This window comes from Actinophytocola sp. (assembly GCF_045807065.1).
Taxonomy (GTDB): domain Bacteria; phylum Actinomycetota; class Actinomycetes; order Mycobacteriales; family Pseudonocardiaceae; genus Actinophytocola.
This window is the reverse complement of the sequence record NZ_JBJMIE010000772.1, coordinates 1-16318: the sequence shown is the minus strand read 5'-3', so window position 1 is coordinate 16318 and position 16318 is coordinate 1. Positions and strand designations below refer to the sequence as shown.

The window sequence follows — 16318 nt, the reverse complement described above, 5'->3', positions numbered from 1 at the left end:
TCGAACCCGAGAACGGTGCCCACCCGGGTGCCGCCGATCCACACCTCGTCGCCCCGGTCGAGCACGCCGGCGTTCCTGATCTCGGCGAAGCCGAGGAAGCCGACGCGGTCGATCCGCTCGCCGACGCGGTGGTCGGTGGTCACCAGCTCGTGCACCTCGCCCGCCCGGACACAGCGGCTCGCGAAGGGTTCCAACGACATCCCCCGATCGTCGCGGCGGTGCAGGAGCACCTTGACGAGCACGCCGTCCACCGGCCGCTTGGCGCCGTCCTCGCGGGTGTTCACCGGGCCGCCGCGGGAGGTGCCTCGGCCCGGTAGACGGCGTCGACGAACTCCAGCGCCGCGAGCCCGGAGTCCACGCAGTCCTGGCCCGTGCGCACCGCGGTGACGAAGTCGTCGAGGACGCCGACGTACTCGTGCCACAGCGAGCCCTTGAACTCGCGGTGCCCGGCCAGCATGTCCGCGCACCGGCGGCTGCCGTCCGCGAGCGCGACCTCGACCTGCTTGCACTCGCCCGGGTAGGACCAGTCGAGGTCGAGGTGGGCGACCGCGCCGGTCGCGGCGCTCAACACCGCCGCCGCCCGCCGGTCCACCCCGGTCTCGTCGCGGCTGACCGACAGCTCGCGCAGCCGCAGGTCGCCGAGGAACATCCGCGCGAGGTCGACGGCGTTGGGGCCGTTGTCGGCCACGCACCCGCCGCCGCACCGCGCGGGATCCAGGTACCAGCCGTCCGCGCCGACGTGGTCCTCGATGCGCTCCCAGTACCGCACGGTGACCGACTCGACGGGCGGTCCCGTACGCAGGCCCCTGGCCAGCCGCCGGACGGTCGTGTTGTGGCGGCGGTGGAACGCGGTCAGCAGCACCAGTCCGGCCGCACGCGCCAGCCGGGCCAGCTCCCGGCCGTCGGCCAGCGAGGTGGCGAGCGGCTTCTCCACGCACACCGGCACCCCCGCCGCGAGGACGTCCCGGCAGACCGCGGCATGGGTGTCGTTCGGCGTCGTGACGACCACCCCGTCCAGCCGCTCGGCGGTCAGCATGGCGCGGTGGTCGAGGTGGCAGGGCAACACACCCCGCCACGGCGCCAGCGCCTGCTCCCGGACGTCGCAGACCGCGGCGAGCCGCGCCTGCGGCGACCCGGCCAACGCGGCGAGGTAGAACCGCGAGATCACCCCGAGCCCGACCACCCCGATGCGCAGCATCAGCACGTCCCCTGCCGGAGAACCGGTGCTATGCCGAGGGCTTCCGCCGCGTCGCGCAGTTCCCGGTGGACGGTGTTGGGCAGTGCGACGCCGTTCGCCCGCTGGTCCCGGCAGCGCCGCGCCTCGTGCCAACCGGGGTAGCGCACGGTGTGCCCGGGCCGGGGTGGGCAGGCCAGCAGCGTGCCGAACAGCGACTCCGCGCCGACGAGGAAGTCCTCGGTGCGGCGCAGGGCGCCGGGTGCGATCACCAGTGCCAGGAACCCGATGTCGTCGTCCCGTCCGGACCCGTCGCCGGTCAGTGCCTCGGGTGCCGGGCCGAGGCCGGCGCCGGGCAGCAGCGCGGCGAGCACCTCCACCGCCAGGCCCAACCCGAAGCCCTTGTGCTGTCCGGCGTCCCCACCCAGCCACCGCAGGTGCGCCGTGCCGCGGTCGAAGGCCGTCGGATCGGTGACCGGTCGGCCGTCGTCGTCGGCGAGCCACTCGGCCGGCACCGGGTCGCCGGCGCGGGCCGCGGCCCTGATGCGGCCGGTCGGCGCGGCCGTGGTGCTCATGTCCAGCACGAACGGGTGGCCGGGGAGCGCGGGCGCGGCGACGCTGAGCGGGTTCGTGCCCAGCAGGGCGGCACGCCCACCCGGCGGTGGGGCGATGCGCTGCCGCCCGCAGTTCGCGGCGACCACCCCGATCATGTCCCGATGCGCGGCGCGGGCCGCGTGGAAGCCGGCGCACCCGAAGTGCGTCGCGTTCCGCACCGACACCATCCCCACGCCATAGGCGGCGGCCCGCGCGGCGGCCAGGTCCACGGCCTGCGCCGCGGCCCACAGCCCCAACGCCCGGTGCGCGTCCACCAGCACCGCCGCGCCGAGGTCGGTCAGCGTCTCCGGCTCGGCGACGGGGTCTACCCGGCCCTCGTCGAACAGCGGCAGGTACAGCCGGGTCAGGTTGACCAGGCCGTGGGACGACATGCCGGCGAGGTCGCCGTAGCACAGCGCCTCCGCCGCGAGCGCCGCCTTCTGCTGGGGCACGCCCCGGGCGGCGAAGATCGCGGCGGTGACCCGCAGCAGGTCCGCGTGCGCCACCCGCACCGTCGTGGCGTGGTCGAGCTGGGTCATACCTCTCCGTTCCGTGCCCGGCGGGCGAAGGCGAGCAGCACGCGGGCCACCGTGGCCGCGAACCGCTCCAGTTCGGCCAGCTCGGCGAACTCGCCGGTGGCGTGCGCGTTGTTGGCGGCCAGCGTTCCCGGCCCGATGACCACGGTGGACACCCCGGACACGTCGGCGAGCCAGATCGCGTCGCAGGTGAACCCCGGTTCGGCCGGCGGCCACGGGGACACGCCGGCCTCGTACAGCAGGCCCTCCGCCCACGGGTCGTCCGCGCCGGTGAGCGTGGGCAGGCCCTGTTTGAGCCACTCCAGGCGGGTCACCGCGTGGGCGTCGGCCGCCGTCCTGGCCAGCGCCGGCACGTCGCGGAACCGGACGGCGAACGCGTCCAGCCCGGCCGCCACCGCGGCCGGCACCACCCGCGCCCACACCCGTGCCCGCTCCTGGTCGGCGTAGGGCAGGTTGAGCAGCAGCGAGCCCGTGCCGTACACGCGGTTGTGCAGGGTGCCGGTGTGCAGTCCCGCCACGCACGGCCGTCCGACCGCGGACAGCTCGCACGCCAGGTGCTGGGCGAGGAAACCGAGCAGCACGGACGCGTTGTGCCCGTCCTCGGGTGCGTCGTCGACCGCGTCCTGACCGTGCACCGACACCCGCGCGGTCATGGCGGCCGTGACCCGGGACAGCGCCCGCAGGCCCGTGGGCTCGCAGAACACGTTGAGCCGCCCGACGAACCCGGCCTCGACCAGCGGGCGGGTGCCGATCGTGCCCATCGCGCCGCCCTCCTCGCCGGACACGACCTGCACCAGCATGCCGACGTCGTCGAGCAGCGCCGGGTCCTCGGCGTTGGCCGCCCGGACCCCGGCCAGCAACGCCACCGCCGGCCCCTTGGCGTCGATCGCGCCCCGGCCGGTGAACCGGCTGCCGTCGAAGTCGACCGGCTCGTCACCGGCGACCGTGTCGAGGTGGACGTTGAACATGATCGCTGGCCCGCGCCCGGCCGCCAGCACCAGGCTCGGCTGCATGACGAGGAAGTCGGGGGAGGCGGCGGCCTGCCGCACGGGCAGCGGCACGTCCTCCCGGTCCACGGCGCCGGGGTCGCACGGCGCGTGGTGGGCGACCCGGAACCCGAGCGGATGGGCGGCCTCGGCATAGCGCCGCTGGGCCTCCCACAACCGCGGCGGCGTCGCGGACTCCAGCGGCCCCGCGGTCGGCAGCCGCAGCAGCTCGAGCAGCAGCCCGTGGTCCTCCGGCAGCAGCGCGACCGTCCTCATAGGACCACGGGATCGGTGCGGGGGAGTGAGTCGACGAGGTCTCGCAACGCCGCGCCGAACGCCACGAAGGCCGCGCCGCCGTCATCGTGCGCGACGCCCTCGTGCGGCCGGACCGCCAGGTGCGGCTCGATGGACAGGTGACCGCGGTAGCCGTGGGCGAGCAGCGTCCGCAGACAGCCGGCCACGTCGGCCTCGCCCCGGCCGGGCAGTGTGTAGACGGTCGTCGCGCCCACGCGCACCGCGTCCTTGACGTGCACGTGGGCGACGTGGGGCGCGATCCGGTCCAGCACCTCGCTCGCCCGGTAGCCGTGCGCGACGCCGTTGCCGACGTCGAACAGCAACCGCAGCGCCGGACTGTCCACCGCGGACAGCAGCTCGACCATGCGGTCGCCGTCCGTGGCGGCCCAGCCCGCGCAGTTCTCGTGCAGCAGCACCAGTCCGGCCCGCTCGGCGCGGTCGGCGAGCACCCGCATGCGCCCGACGACCCGCGCACGCCACTCGTCGGCCGGCAGGCCGGCGTTCGGGTAGGACATGACGCGCACGAACCGGGTGCCCAGCACCGCGCAGCGCTTTGCCAGTACGTACAGCTCCGCCAGGTCCACCTCGAAGGGGGAGGTGATCGGGCGGCTCCAGTCGCCGATGCGGGAGTCGACGCAGACGACCCGAGGACCGGCGTCGGCGATCCGGGCGGCGATCGCGGCGAACCGCCGGTCGTCGAGGTCGGCGAGGTGCCTGCCGTCGACCGTGCGCAGCTCGATCGCGTCCCAGCCCAGCTCGGCCAGCGCGGCGAGCTGGGTGTCCAGGGCGGGGCCGGCCTCGTCGCCGATGCCGGCATAGCGGATCACGCCCACGCTCCCAGCGCCTGCCGCTTCGCGTCGCACAGCAGCCGTGCCACGCGGATGTTCAGGTCGGTGTGCGAGGGCACCTCGGCGCCGGCGAAGTACCGGTAGGCGGACAGCAGGAACGTGGCGAGCGCGTCGTCGGGGAAGACCGACGTCCGGTTGCCGCCGTCCTCCGCGTGCACGCTCAGCCGCGCGTACGGGTCGCTCGCGTCGGGCGGGTAGTGGCCGGTGACCGTGCCCCGTTCGAAGTTCAGCACCACGGACCGCTCCCGCACCGGCGCCCCGAGGTCCGACACGATCTCGGTGCGCACGCCGCCGTGGTGGCGCAGCTCCACCTGGGCGCCACCCAGCCGGGGCAGTGTCCACGCGTCGGTGGTGAGGTCCTGGCAGCGGGCCGCGTGGACCTCGGCGTCCCCGGCGAGCAGCAGCGCGACGCCCACCGAGTGCGGCAGCTCGACGTCGAACGCCGTGGGGTGCCCCGCCGTGGTCGAGGACCGCTGGAAGCGCGACTTGCGCTGTACGAAGCGGATGTCGGTCAGCGCGCCGAGCGTCCCCAGCGCCACCAGCGCGGCGAGCCTGCTCGTCAGCTCGCTGGTCAGCCACTGCGCGACGACCACGAGGTCCAGCCGGGCACGCAGCGCGACGATCCGGTCCAGGTCGGCCGTGCCGGTGGCGAGCGGCTTCTCCACCAGCACCTTGTCGAAGCCGGCCGCGGCGAGCGTCCGCAGCGGGTCCGTGCGGTCGGCGGGCGGGGTGCACAGGTGCACCACGGTGTGCCGGGGGTCGAGTCGCTCGACGGCCTCGTCGACCGTGGTGACCACGGCGGCGCCCGGTGCGTGGCGGGGGTCGCAACCCAGCGGCGGGTCGACCGCGAACAACGCGGGCCACTCCGCCCGCAACCGGTTCAGCACGGGCAGGTGCAGGTTCGCCCCGGCGTTGCCGAGGCCGACGACCAGCGTGCGGAGGCCGGCGTATTCCATCGTCGCGGTTTTTCGCGCGGCACTCGCCTTCTCGGTCACAACCGCAAGCGAACTCAAGGGGCGATTGGACTGTCAAGTGATCTTGGTCGCCGCTCACCGGAAGGAGTGAAGCGCGCCGCTCGAATTGCCCCGCCGCAGGTCCGCGGCCTACTGTCCGTTTCATGACCACCGCACTGCCCACCGGTCCCAGCCCCGTGCCGGCAGTGGGGGAGATTCCGTTCTTCTCACAGGCCCGGACGTTCGCCGAAATCTGGGCGACCGTGGCCAACCATATCGAGGACGTCGCGGATCGCGGAAAATATTCGCACGGCCACAAGGTCGCCGAATTCGAGCGCGCGCTGGCCGAATACACCGGCGCACGACACGTGGTGGCCGTGAACAGCGGCACCGACGCGCTCGTGCTGCTGCTGCGGGCGGCCGGGCTGGCGCCCGGACAGCCGGTGGTGGTGCCGGCGTTCAGCTTCGTGGCGTCGGCGTCCTCGGTGGTGCTGGCCGGCGGGTCGCCGGTCTTCGCCGACATCGAGCCGGACGGCTACGGCATCGACCCGGCCGAGGTGGCGCGCGTCGCCCCCGAGGGCGCCTTCGTCATGCCGGTGCACCTGTTCTGCCAGCTCGCCGACCTCGACGGCGTGCTCGACGTCGCCCGCCGGAAGTCGCTGACCGTCGTGGAGGACAGCGCCGAGGCCATCGGGATGCGCTGGCGGGGTGTCCACGCCGGACTGGCCGGTGTGGGCGGCGTGCTGTCCTTCTTCCCGGCGAAGACCCTCGGCGCGCTGGGCGACGCGGGTGCGGTGCTCACCGACGACCCGGACATCGCCGAGACCGTCGGCGCGCTACGCCACCACGGCCGCTTCGGCCGCACGCTCGCGCACTTCCCCGGCATCGCCAACCCCACGGCCCTGTCCGGCGTGAACAGCAAGATGGACGACATCCAGGCCGCCGTGCTGCTGGCCAAGCTGGCGCGGCTGGAGGCGGACATCGCCAGGCGGGCCGAGCTGGCGGTCGCCTACGACGAGCGGCTGCGCGACGTCCCCGGTGTGCTGCGGCTACCGGTGCCCGTGCCGAGGGAGGCGCCGACCCGGCCCGTCTGGTACGTCTACCTGATCGAGGTCGAGCGGCGGGACGAGTTGGCCGCGCACCTCGCGGCGTGCGGCGTCGGCACCGAGATCTACTACCCGACGCCACTGCACCTGCAGCCGTGCTTCGGCTACCTGCGGGGCGTCCCCGGCGAGTTCCCGGTCGCCGAGGCGGTCTGCCGGCGCACGATCGCGCTGCCGCTGTACCCGGACCTGTCCGAGGCCGAGGTGGACCTGGTGTGTGACCACCTCCGCGACTTCTACACCGGGAGCGGCTCGTGACGCTGGTGGCCGGCGAGGTGCCGTTCTTCCCGCCCGACCTGTTCGAGGCCGACCGGGAGCACCTGCTGCGCGTGGTGCTCGACGTCGGCTTCGACCCGGCGCAGCGGTTCATCCTCGGCCCGCGGACCGCCGAGCTCGAGCGGCTGCTGTGCGAGCGGCTCGGGGGCCGGGAGGTGATCGCCTGCGGCAGCGGCACCGCCGCGCTCACCCTGGTGCTGCACGCGATGGGGGTCACCGCGGGGGACGAGGTGGTGGTGCCCGCGTTCGGCTGCGCACCGCTCGCGGCCACCGTGGTCAACCTCGGCGCCACGCCGGTGTTCGCCGACATCGACCCGCGCACGCTGACCGTCGACCCGGACGAGGTCGAGCGGGTGATCACGCCGCGCACCAGGGTGATCATGCCCGCGCACATCTTCTCGATCATGGCGGACATGCCGCGGCTGCGGCGGATCGCCGACCGGTACGGCGTGCGGCTGCTCGAGGACTCGGCGGTGGGCCAGGGCGCCGTGCTCGACGGCGTGCCGGCCGGCTGCTGGGGCGACGCCGGCGTGTTCTCCTTCGTACAGGTCAAGAGCTTCGGCATGCCGGGCGAGGGTGGCGCCGTGGTGACCGGCGATCCAGAGCTGGCCGCGCGGGTGCGGAGACTGCGCAACCACGGGCAGGACGGCCGCACCCGGTTCCTGCACCACGAGGTCGGCTACAACAGCCGCTTCGACGAGATCCTCGCCGCGTTCCAGATCCACCGCCTGGCCACGTTCCCGCACCGGCTGGCCCGGCGGGCGGAGATCGCCGAGTTCTACACGGAACGGTTCCGGGGCCTGCGCGGCGTGCGGCCACCGCCCCCGGGCCGCAACGGCCGCAGCTACGACGTCTACTCGCTGCTCGCCGAGCGCCGGGACGCCCTGCGCGACCACCTGGCCGCCCGCGGCATCGGCTCGCACGCGTACTACCCGCGGCCGCTGCCCGCGCAACCCGCGTTCGCACCGTTCGCCCCGCCCGGCGCCCGGTGGCCGCACGCCGAGTCCGCCTGCGCCCGGTCCCTGGCGATCCCGATCTACCCGCACCTGGCCGACGAGCAGGTGGCCCGGATCGCGGCCGCAGTGTGCGAGTTCGCACGGGAAGAGGTTCAACTGTGACCACCACCTACGTCTTCGACAACGAGAGCGCCTTCGCCACCGAGCAGCACCGGGTACTGGCCGAGCTGCTCGACCCCTTCACCACCGAGCGCCTGGCCGTGACGGGCGTGACGCGCGGCTGGCGGTGCCTGGAGGTCGGCGCGGGCGGCGGCAGCGTCGCGCGGTGGCTCGCCGACCGGGTCGCCCCGGACGGCCGGGTGCTGGCCACCGACATCAAGCCGCACCACATCCGCCGGGTGCCCGGCCTGGACGTCCGCCGGCACGACATCACGCGCGACCCCCTGCCGCGGGGCGAGTTCGACCTGATCGTCACTCGCCTCCTGCTGCGCCACCTCCCGGACCGGGCCGCCGTGCTGCGCCGGCTGCTGGCCGCGCTCAAGCCCGGGGGCTGGCTGCAGATCGACGAGTTCGACAACAGCTACGTCCGGCCCCTGCTCACCCCCGACCCCGCGGCGTCCGCACTGTTCGAGGCGTTCATGGAGGCCAAGGACCGGGTGGTCGTCGCGGCGGGCAACGACATCTTCCTCGGCCGGCACATCGCCGGCGAGCTGCGGGACCTGGGCATGGTCGACGTGGACCCGTGTCCCCGGCTGTGGACCTGGCCGGGCGGCTCCCCCGGCACCCGGCTGCTGATCCACCACTCCCACGCGTTGCGGGACGAGTTGCTCGCCGCGGGCATGACGGACCGGCAGCTCGAGGACGTCCGCGCCCTGCTGGCCGACCCCGGGTTCGTTGCCTCGTCGTACGTCACGTACTCGGTACACGCTCGGCGGCCAGGCGGGTGAGCGTGTGGCGGCACAGCTTTCCCGTGGCGCCCAACGGAAACTCCGGTAGCACGACGAGCAGTTCCGGCAGCTTCCCGCGTTCGAGGCCGCGGTCGTGCTCCAGGAACGCGGTGAGCTCGGCCAGCGTCGGCGCCGGTACCCCCGGCCGCGGGATGACGCAGGCGCACAGCCGTTCCCCGAGATCGTCGTCCGCCACCGCGACGCACGCCACGTCGCCCACCGCCGGGTGGGTGCTCAGCTCCAACTCCACCTCCGCCGGGCTGATGTTGCGGCCGCCGCGGATGACGACCTGCTTGAGCCGGTCGACCAGGTGCAGGCAGCCGTCGGCGGCGAGGCGGCCGCGGTCGCCGCTGCGCACCCACCCCTCGGCGTCCCGGTACCGGGCGTCCAGTTCCGGCGCGTTCACGTAACAGAGCGGCGTCATCGGTCCCCGCGCGCAGATCTCGCCCTCCTCGGTGAGCCGGATCTCCGCGACGGCCGGGTCGGGCAGCCCCACACCCTGGCGCCGCCGGCCGGTGTGGCAGTTCACCCCGTCCGCCGAGCCGTAGACGTTGACCACCGGCCGGCCGAAGCGCGCCACGCACTCGGCCACGGCCGCCGGGGTCAGCAGCGACGAGCTGGACACCACCACCCGCAGCCCGGACAGGTCCTCGCCGTTGGGGCGCGGGCGGTTCACCATGCGCCGCAACATGGTCGGCACCGCGAACAGGTGGGTCGGCCGCCACTCGGTCAGCGCCCGCAGCGCCACGTCCGGGTCGAACCGGTCCAGCACCTGCACGGTCGCGCCGTGCCGGACGATGCTCACCAGGCCCAGCGAGCCGTAGGACGAGGACAGCGGGACCAGCACCAGGCCCCGCAGCACCTCGGGCCCCCGGTACAGGGCCCGCACGTAGTTGCCCCGCCCGCCGGCCATCGCGTTGTGCGAGTACGCGATCATCTTCGGCTCGGTCTCGGAGCCGGAGGTGACGAGGATCCTGGCCGGTGCCTCCGCGTCGACGGCCGGGGGCGTCCAGCCGGCCGGGTCGGTGCCGTCCGCAGGGGAGAGCACCACGCGCAGGTCCGGCAGGTGCGCCTGCGGCGCGGTCCACGTGACCAACGCCGCGGCCCGGGACCGGCGCAGCAGGGTCAGCGTGTCCTTGTGCCCCCGGCCGGCGGGGATGGGCAGCGCGACCGATCCCACCGCGGCCACGGCGAGGTCGGCGACCACCGCCTCCGCGCCGGCCGCCAGCTGGACGCCGACGACGTCCCGCGGCCCCAGCCCGCACTCGGCGAGCCGGGCGGCGAGACGCCGCGCGGCCGCGCCGAGTTGCGCGTAGGTCAGCGTGCCCCCGGGGGCCATGACGGCGGCCCGGTCGGGGTGCGCCCGCTCGCGGCCGGTGAACAGGGTGAACAGGTCGCGGTCGGGGCAGTGCCCACGCGCCACCCACTCCCGGCGCAGCCGGGCGGGCACCAGGTCCCGCAGCTCGACCCCGTTGTTCGACATCCAGGTCACGAGAACTCCCATGGCGTGCGGACGAACGCGCAGCCGTCGTGCTCCAGGGCCGCCGCGAACCGGTGGTCGGCCGCCAGCGCGGCCAGGTCGGTGCACACGGGCACCGCCGAACGGCCGCCGGGACGCCGTACCGCGCCACGCAGCAGGCCGGCGGCCGACAGCAGGGAGGACTCCACCCGCTGCCCGTACCCGGTGGTGGCCCTGGCGAGCAGCCCGGCCAGGACGGCCTGCGCGCACACCAGCCCGCCCAGCACGTCGGTCAGCGTCATCAGCGACGGTGCCGGCGGCCGGCCCGGCGGCCACAGCACGGCGCCGAGACCGCTGTGGGCCTGCACCAGGTAGTCGGTGCCCGGCGGCGCGGCGGCGCCGAGCGCGTCGTGCCAGCCGGAGGCCCACGCGTACACCAGGCCGGGTCGCACGGCGGCGAGGACGTCGGCGGTCAGCGCCAGCTCGGCGGCCTTGCCGGGCGCCATGTTGTGCACGAAGACGTCGCTTCCCGCCACCAGGTCCAGCACCGCGTGCCGGTCCCGCCGCAGGTCGAGCTCCACCACCCGCTTGCCGCGGTTGAGCGCCAGGAAGCGGGCGGAGGTGTCCCCGGCGATCGGCGGCACCCCCCGCAGCGGGTCACCGCCCGGCGGCTCGATCCGGATGACGTCCGCGCCGAGCAGCCGCAGCACGTGCCCGGCGAGCGGCCCCTGCAACCGGCGCGTCGACTCGACCACCACCAGTCCCGCCAGGGGGAGACCGCCCGGATGCGTGGACAGCTCGGCCGCGACCACCGGCAGCGGCACCGTCCACCACGGCGGGCCGCCGGCCGCGCCGCCCGTCCGGACCGGCACGATCCCCACCCGGGCACCGTCGGCCGCGGCACGCAACGCGGCGAACCCGTGCCGCCCGGCCGCCGCGTGCAGCTCGCGCGGTAGGGGACAGGTGGCCGTGGCGAACCGGAGCTGGAACGGCGGCCAGCCGCGGGCGACGGCGGCACGCGGTGCCCCGACCCGCGCCCAGAACGCCTGCCAGGCATGGGCGTCGAACGTCTCGATCTCGAACCGCACCCCGTCCGCCGCGACGAACGGAGGCCCACCCGTGCCACGGGGCTCGACCCAGCGGTCCCCGGTGGTGGCGGCGGCCAGGTACTGCCCGACGGACAGCAGCGCCGCCTGCGCCACCGAGGTCCGCACGCCCCGGATGCCGGCCCCGCGCCGCCGCGCCACCATCGCGGCGAGCACGCCCTGGGCCGCCAGCACCCGGGCCACGACCGAGGCGTAGTCCACCCCGAGCGGCGTCGGCGTGCCCACCTTGCGGCCGTGGACGTGCATGATCCCGCAGGCCGCCTGCACCGACAGCTCGTCGGCCAGGGGAAGGTCCACCGGCCCGGCCCAGTCGACGGCGCAGTCCACCGACGAACCCGCTGTCCCGTCGAGCCGAAACGAACGGTCGGCGACCACCTCGCTCATACCAGTCACGTCTACCAACGCACCGCCGCCGCCGCGCGCCGGTCGCCATGCTTTCACCACATCGGGGCTTCGGTCCCGCCTCCGCCGCGTCGAAGGGAAGGGCACGGAGAGGTCCACTCCGGCTCTTCCGGGCGGCGGCCGGGGCTCGTGGCTCATGTGGACGAGCCCGGCATTCGGTCACGGTAATGTTCTGCGCGGGCCGACGCACTTCTTCAGTGTTCTCGGTTGGTGGGCATAGCGAAGCGGCGGTGCCCGGGGTGGAGTCGAAGGAGGTGTCGTCGGTGGGTGAGGATCTTCCCGCCGACCTCGCTGAGGCGGTCGCGCTTGGTGGTGAGATGGGGCGGCGTTTCGGCGAGTACGACTGGGCCTCGCACCCGCTGGGGCCGCTCTCGGGTTGGTCGCCGGCGATGCGGGCCACGGTCGCGGTCGCGCTGACGTCCCGGTTCCCGATCGTGCTGTGGCTCGACCCGCGGCAGCTGTACCTGGTCTACAACGACGCCTATGTGCCGATGCTGGGGGAGCGGCACCCGGCCGCGCTCGGCACGCCCGGCAGGCAGGTCTGGTGGGACATCTGGGACTCGATCGGCGGGATGCTGGACGGGGTCGTCGCCACCGGGAAGGCCACCTGGTCCGCTGACCTGCTGCTGCCCCTCGTCACCGCGGACAACCCGCAGGAGCGGTACTTCACCTTCAGCTACAGCCCGATCGTCATGGCGGACGGCCACGTTGGCGGCATCTTCTGCGCGGTGACCGAGACGACCGAGCGCGTCCTCGGCGAGCGCCGGCTGCACATCCTCAACACGCTGGCCTCCACCCTGGTGGAGACGCAGAGCGTGGACGACGCCGTGCGCGCGGTGCTCGACCTCGGGGCCAAGCCGCTGCCGGACCTGCCGTTCGTCGCGCTGTACGTGCGGGAGGAGCGCGCCGGATCGGCCCGGCTGCGGGCGGCCACGCCGCGGGTCGCCGACCTGCTGCCGGCGACCCTCGACGACCTCGCGGCGCTGCCCGCCGACGTCGGCCAGAGGGGCGCCGTGGTGGACGACCTGCTCGAGCGGCTGCCCGGACTGGCGTCGGTGTTCGTGCACAGCCCCCGGCAGGCGCTGGTGCTCCCGACCGCCGGCGGGGTGGGCAAGGACGAGGTCGTCGGCGCGCTGGTCGTGGCGCTCAACCCGCTGCGGCCGCTCGACGACCAGTACCGCGGGTTCTGCTCGCTGCTGCGGGACCAGGTCTCGGCCGCGTTCGCGGCGGCCGGTTCCTACGAGCGGGAACGCCGGCGCGGGGACGCGCTGGCCGAGCTGGACCGGGCGAAGACCGCGTTCCTGACCAACGTGAGCCACGAGTTCCGCACGCCGCTGACGCTGCTGCTCGGCCCGGTCGAGGACGCCATCGCCCAGGCCGGCGGCGACGAGGACCAGGTGGCACGGCTGCGGACGGTGCAACGCAACGCCGGCAGGCTGCTGCGGCTGGTCAACTCGCTGCTGGACTTCTCGCGCACCGAGGCCGGGCGCGCCCAGGCCGAGCGCGTCCGGGTCGACCTCGGTGCGCTCACCGAGCAGATCGTGTCCTCCTTCTCCGAGCTGTGCGACCGCGCCGGGCTCGACCTCGTCCTGCGCTGCGCGTCGGTGGACGCCGAGGTCGACGTCCGCATGTGGGAGACCATCGTCCTGAACCTGCTGTCCAACGCGGTGAAGTTCACCTTCGCCGGCTCGATCACCGTCGAGGTCGCGCCGGACGGCGAGCGGGTGCGCGTCAGCGTCGCCGACACCGGGATCGGGATCTCCGAGGGCGACCTGCCGCACCTGTTCGACCGGTTCTACCGCGCCGGCAACAACCGCGGGCGCACCGTCGAGGGCAGCGGGATCGGGCTCGCGCTCGTGCGGAGCCTGGTGGAGCTGCAGGCCGGCGGCATCGAGGTCGCGAGCGAGGTCGACCGCGGCACCACCGTCACGATCACCCTCCCGGCCGCCACCGCCGAGTCCGCGCTCGCCGGTCACCAGGTGTGGACCGCGCCCGTCACCAACCCGTACGTCGCCGAGGCCTCGCAGTGGCTCGACGCGCCGGAGTCCGAGCCCGCGCACGAGCCAGGCGGCCGTGACCTGGTGTTCGTCGTCGACGACAACGCCGACATGCGCCAGCACCTGCGGCGCGTGCTGTCGGGGCGGTGGGAGGTCGTGACCTACGCCGACGGCGAGGCCGCACTGGAGGGGGTGCGCCGGCACCGGCCCGCGCTGGTGATCACCGACGTGATGATGCCGAAGCTCGACGGCTTCGGGTTCGTCGGGGCGTTGCGGGCCGACCCGGACCTGGCCTCGACACCCGTGCTGATGCTGTCGGCGCGAGCCGGCCTGGAGTCGGCCGGCGAGGGGTTCGCCCACGGTGCCGACGACTACCTGCCGAAGCCGTTCACCTCGGCGGACCTCCTCGCCCGGGTCACCGCCCGGGTCAACGCCGTGGCCCGGGAGCGGGCGGCGCGTGCGCGTGACGACGAGGACTCCCGGCACGTCGCCAGGGTCGCCGAGTTCCAGGTGGCGATGGGCTCCGTCACCTCGATCGCCGAGGCCCTCACGACGTTGATCGCGTTTCCCGTCGCGGGCCAGGAGGCCACCGCCGCCGCGTTGGGCGTGCGCGAGGACAGCCGGATCCGGATCACCTACGAGGGGCAGATGCTCCCCGAGCTCCAGGACCGCTACCACGTGGTGGGTGCCGAGTCGCCGATCCCGCTGGCCGACGTGATCCGCACCGGTACCCCGATCGTGATCACCGACATCGCCGATGCCGATCCCCGCTACCAGTGGACGCTGAGCGACTCCGAGGACAGCGTCCGCGCCCTCGTGATCCACCCTATCCGGGACGCGCTGGGGGAGGTGATCGCGGCGGCGGCCCTGTTGTGGTCGCACCCGCGGTCGTTCGCCCCGGCCGACCTCGAGGCGATCCGGGTGGCCATGCTCACCACCGCCACGACCGTCAACCGGGCGCTCGCCGCGGAGCGGGAACACCGCATCGCCGTCGGTTTCCAGGAACAGCTGCTCCGCCTCGACCGTGGTTCGACCGCCGCGGTCATCGCCGCGGTCTACGAGCCGGCCGCGGAGGCGATGCGGGTCGGCGGGGACTGGTACCAGGCCACCCCGGTCCCGGACTCGACGAAGCTGTGCGTCTCGGTCGGCGACGTCGTCGGCCACGGGCTGCCCGCGGCGACCGTGATGAGCACGCTGCGGGCCGCCACCGCCGCGGCGACCGTCACCGACACCGACCCGGCAGCCGTGCTGTCCGTGCTGCAGCGTTGCGCCGCCGCCGAGCCCGGCGCCCACTGCGCCACCGTCGCGTACGCGGTGCTGGACGCGGCCACGCACACCCTCGGCTACGCCTGCGCGGGACACCCCTACCCGCTGGTCGTGCTGCCGGACGGCACGAGCAGGTACCTCAAGGACGGTCGCCAGATGCCCCTCGCGGCGTCGTCCGGGAACGCCCTCACCGGGCCGCCGGGGCACATCGAGCTGCCGCCCGCCTCGCTGGTCCTGCTCTACACCGACGGGCTCATCGAGCGCCGCGGCGAGTCCCTCGACGCCGGCTTCGCCCGGCTGGCCGAGGCCGCCGAAGCCTGTGCCACCCTGCCCGCCGGCGCGGTGTGCGACGAACTGCTCCGGCGCATGGCACCCGCGCGCGGCTACACCGACGACGTCGCCATCCTCGCGATCCGCACGACCGGCGCGACCCCCGACCGCTTCGTCGCCTGCGTGCCGGCCGACATCCACCAGGTTCCGGTGGTGCGCCAGCGGATGCGGCCGTGGCTGCGCGACATGGACCTGCCCGACGACCTCGTCTACGACGTGCTGCTGTCCACCTGCGAGGCACTGGCCAACGCCATCGAACACGGCAGCGGCTCCGCCCGCGCCACCACGGTGTCCGTCGAGGGCGCCGCGCTCGACGACAGCCTCTCGGTGACGGTGAGCGACTCGGGGCAGTGGACCGCCGACTCCTCGGCCAGCCGCCACATCGCGCTGCGCGGACGTGGCCTGACACTCATGAACGGCCTGGCCGACCACGTCGACACCGTCCGCACCGCCCGAGGCACCCGCGTCACCATGACCTACCGCCGATCCGCCGCGCAGGAAGCACCGCACGGAGCGACGCCATGACCGAGGCCGGCTACACCCTCACCGTCACACCCGGCGACGTAGACGACGCCCCGGCGGTCGTGGCGGTCACCGGCGAGATCGACATCACCAACGCGTCCGACTTCGCCGGGTCCGTCGAGGAGATCCCCAGCACGCGACCCACCATCCTGGACTTCAGCGACGTGCGTTACCTCGACAGTGCCGGTTTCGCGGCCCTCAGCGACATCCTCGCGGCCCGAAAGGCCGCGATCGTCATCCCGGTCAGCAGCCCCGTGCGGCGGGCCGCCGCGCTGATGTCCCTGCCCCACCACGCCACCGTGGACGCCGCCCGCGACGCCCTCGCCTAGGGACCCGCAGGCGACCCTCCGCCCGCGTCCGGCGGAGGGTCTGTCACTCGTTGTGCGGGAGTGACCTGACCGCGCCCGTCCCAGGGCGGACTCCGGAACGTTCACGGTCGATGACCTCGTCGCCCCGCAGCGCGTGAGCGTTACGCGAATTCCACTCAGGTTCTCGCGGAAGTGCTCTGTCAGTCGTCTGTCAGCCCTTCCGACCAGGCTGTGGAAGTCCTGATTCGGCGCCGTGGGGGG

At 74.3% G+C, this 16318-nt stretch carries 13 protein-coding genes; 5 read left to right on the top strand and 8 right to left on the bottom strand.

The features are described 5' to 3' along the window. The 6 genes from ACJ73U_RS45135 to ACJ73U_RS45110 all read right to left on the bottom strand — a co-directional run. Window positions 1-284, bottom strand: a 284-nt coding sequence (locus tag ACJ73U_RS45135) for a DUF6917 domain-containing protein (RefSeq protein WP_407783956.1), incomplete at its 3' end; no start/stop codon positions are given. Further along, on the bottom strand, window positions 281-1198 hold the full coding sequence (locus ACJ73U_RS45130) for a Gfo/Idh/MocA family protein (RefSeq protein ID WP_407783955.1): 918 nt from the start codon (window positions 1196-1198) through the stop codon (window positions 281-283). The genes ACJ73U_RS45135 and ACJ73U_RS45130, both read right to left, overlap by 4 nt. Beyond that, window positions 1198-2307 (bottom strand): Ldh family oxidoreductase, encoded by a 1110-nt coding sequence (locus tag ACJ73U_RS45125; protein ID WP_407783954.1) that lies wholly within the window; start codon window positions 2305-2307, stop codon window positions 1198-1200. The genes ACJ73U_RS45130 and ACJ73U_RS45125 overlap by 1 nt, the downstream gene beginning before the upstream one ends. Beyond that, window positions 2304-3566 (bottom strand): M20/M25/M40 family metallo-hydrolase, encoded by a 1263-nt coding sequence (locus tag ACJ73U_RS45120; RefSeq protein ID WP_407783953.1) that lies wholly within the window; start codon window positions 3564-3566, stop codon window positions 2304-2306. Before ACJ73U_RS45120 ends, ACJ73U_RS45125 begins: the two co-directional genes overlap by 4 nt. After that, window positions 3563-4411 (bottom strand): sugar phosphate isomerase/epimerase family protein, encoded by an 849-nt coding sequence (locus tag ACJ73U_RS45115; RefSeq protein WP_407783952.1) that lies wholly within the window; start codon window positions 4409-4411, stop codon window positions 3563-3565. The genes ACJ73U_RS45120 and ACJ73U_RS45115 overlap by 4 nt, the downstream gene beginning before the upstream one ends. Next, window positions 4408-5427, bottom strand: a complete 1020-nt coding sequence (locus ACJ73U_RS45110; RefSeq protein ID WP_407783951.1) for a Gfo/Idh/MocA family oxidoreductase — start codon at window positions 5425-5427, stop codon at window positions 4408-4410. The genes ACJ73U_RS45115 and ACJ73U_RS45110 overlap by 4 nt, the downstream gene beginning before the upstream one ends. 122 nt (window positions 5428-5549) lie before the next feature. Between ACJ73U_RS45110 and ACJ73U_RS45105 the strand changes: the two genes are divergently transcribed. Genes ACJ73U_RS45105 through ACJ73U_RS45095 form a run of 3 tightly spaced genes read left to right on the top strand, consistent with a single transcriptional unit; the run spans window position 5550 to window position 8667 of the window. Then, entirely contained in the window at window positions 5550-6746 is a 1197-nt protein-coding gene (locus ACJ73U_RS45105) for a DegT/DnrJ/EryC1/StrS family aminotransferase (protein ID WP_407783950.1), read from the top strand. Next, on the top strand, window positions 6743-7882 hold the full coding sequence (locus tag ACJ73U_RS45100; protein WP_407783949.1) for a DegT/DnrJ/EryC1/StrS family aminotransferase: 1140 nt from the start codon (window positions 6743-6745) through the stop codon (window positions 7880-7882). The genes ACJ73U_RS45105 and ACJ73U_RS45100 overlap by 4 nt, the downstream gene beginning before the upstream one ends. Continuing rightward, the gene (locus ACJ73U_RS45095; RefSeq protein WP_407783948.1) at window positions 7879-8667 is read left to right on the top strand and encodes a methyltransferase domain-containing protein; all 789 of its coding nucleotides are present in this window, start codon (window positions 7879-7881) and stop codon (window positions 8665-8667) included. The genes ACJ73U_RS45100 and ACJ73U_RS45095 overlap by 4 nt, the downstream gene beginning before the upstream one ends. On the opposite strand, the gene ACJ73U_RS45090 is transcribed toward ACJ73U_RS45095, so the two are convergent. Next, window positions 8630-10150: a class I adenylate-forming enzyme family protein gene (locus tag ACJ73U_RS45090; protein ID WP_407783957.1), complete on the bottom strand. Its 1521-nt coding sequence runs from the start codon at window positions 10148-10150 to the stop codon at window positions 8630-8632. The genes ACJ73U_RS45095 and ACJ73U_RS45090 overlap by 38 nt on opposite strands. 5 nt (window positions 10151-10155) lie before the next feature. Further along, complete coding sequence (locus ACJ73U_RS45085; protein WP_407783947.1) at window positions 10156-11616, bottom strand: CoA transferase; 1461 nt, start codon at window positions 11614-11616, stop codon at window positions 10156-10158. A 281-nt stretch (window positions 11617-11897) separates the two neighbouring features. Between ACJ73U_RS45085 and ACJ73U_RS45080 the strand changes: the two genes are divergently transcribed. Together ACJ73U_RS45080 and ACJ73U_RS45075 are read left to right on the top strand one after the other, a co-directional pair. Next, entirely contained in the window at window positions 11898-15752 is a 3855-nt protein-coding gene (locus tag ACJ73U_RS45080) for a SpoIIE family protein phosphatase (protein WP_407783946.1), read from the top strand. Further along, window positions 15749-16078 carry an STAS domain-containing protein gene (locus ACJ73U_RS45075; protein WP_407783945.1) on the top strand — a complete coding sequence of 110 codons (330 nt, stop codon included), beginning with the start codon at window positions 15749-15751 and terminating at the stop codon, window positions 16076-16078. The genes ACJ73U_RS45080 and ACJ73U_RS45075 overlap by 4 nt, the downstream gene beginning before the upstream one ends. The last annotated feature ends 240 nt before the right edge of the window (window positions 16079-16318 follow it).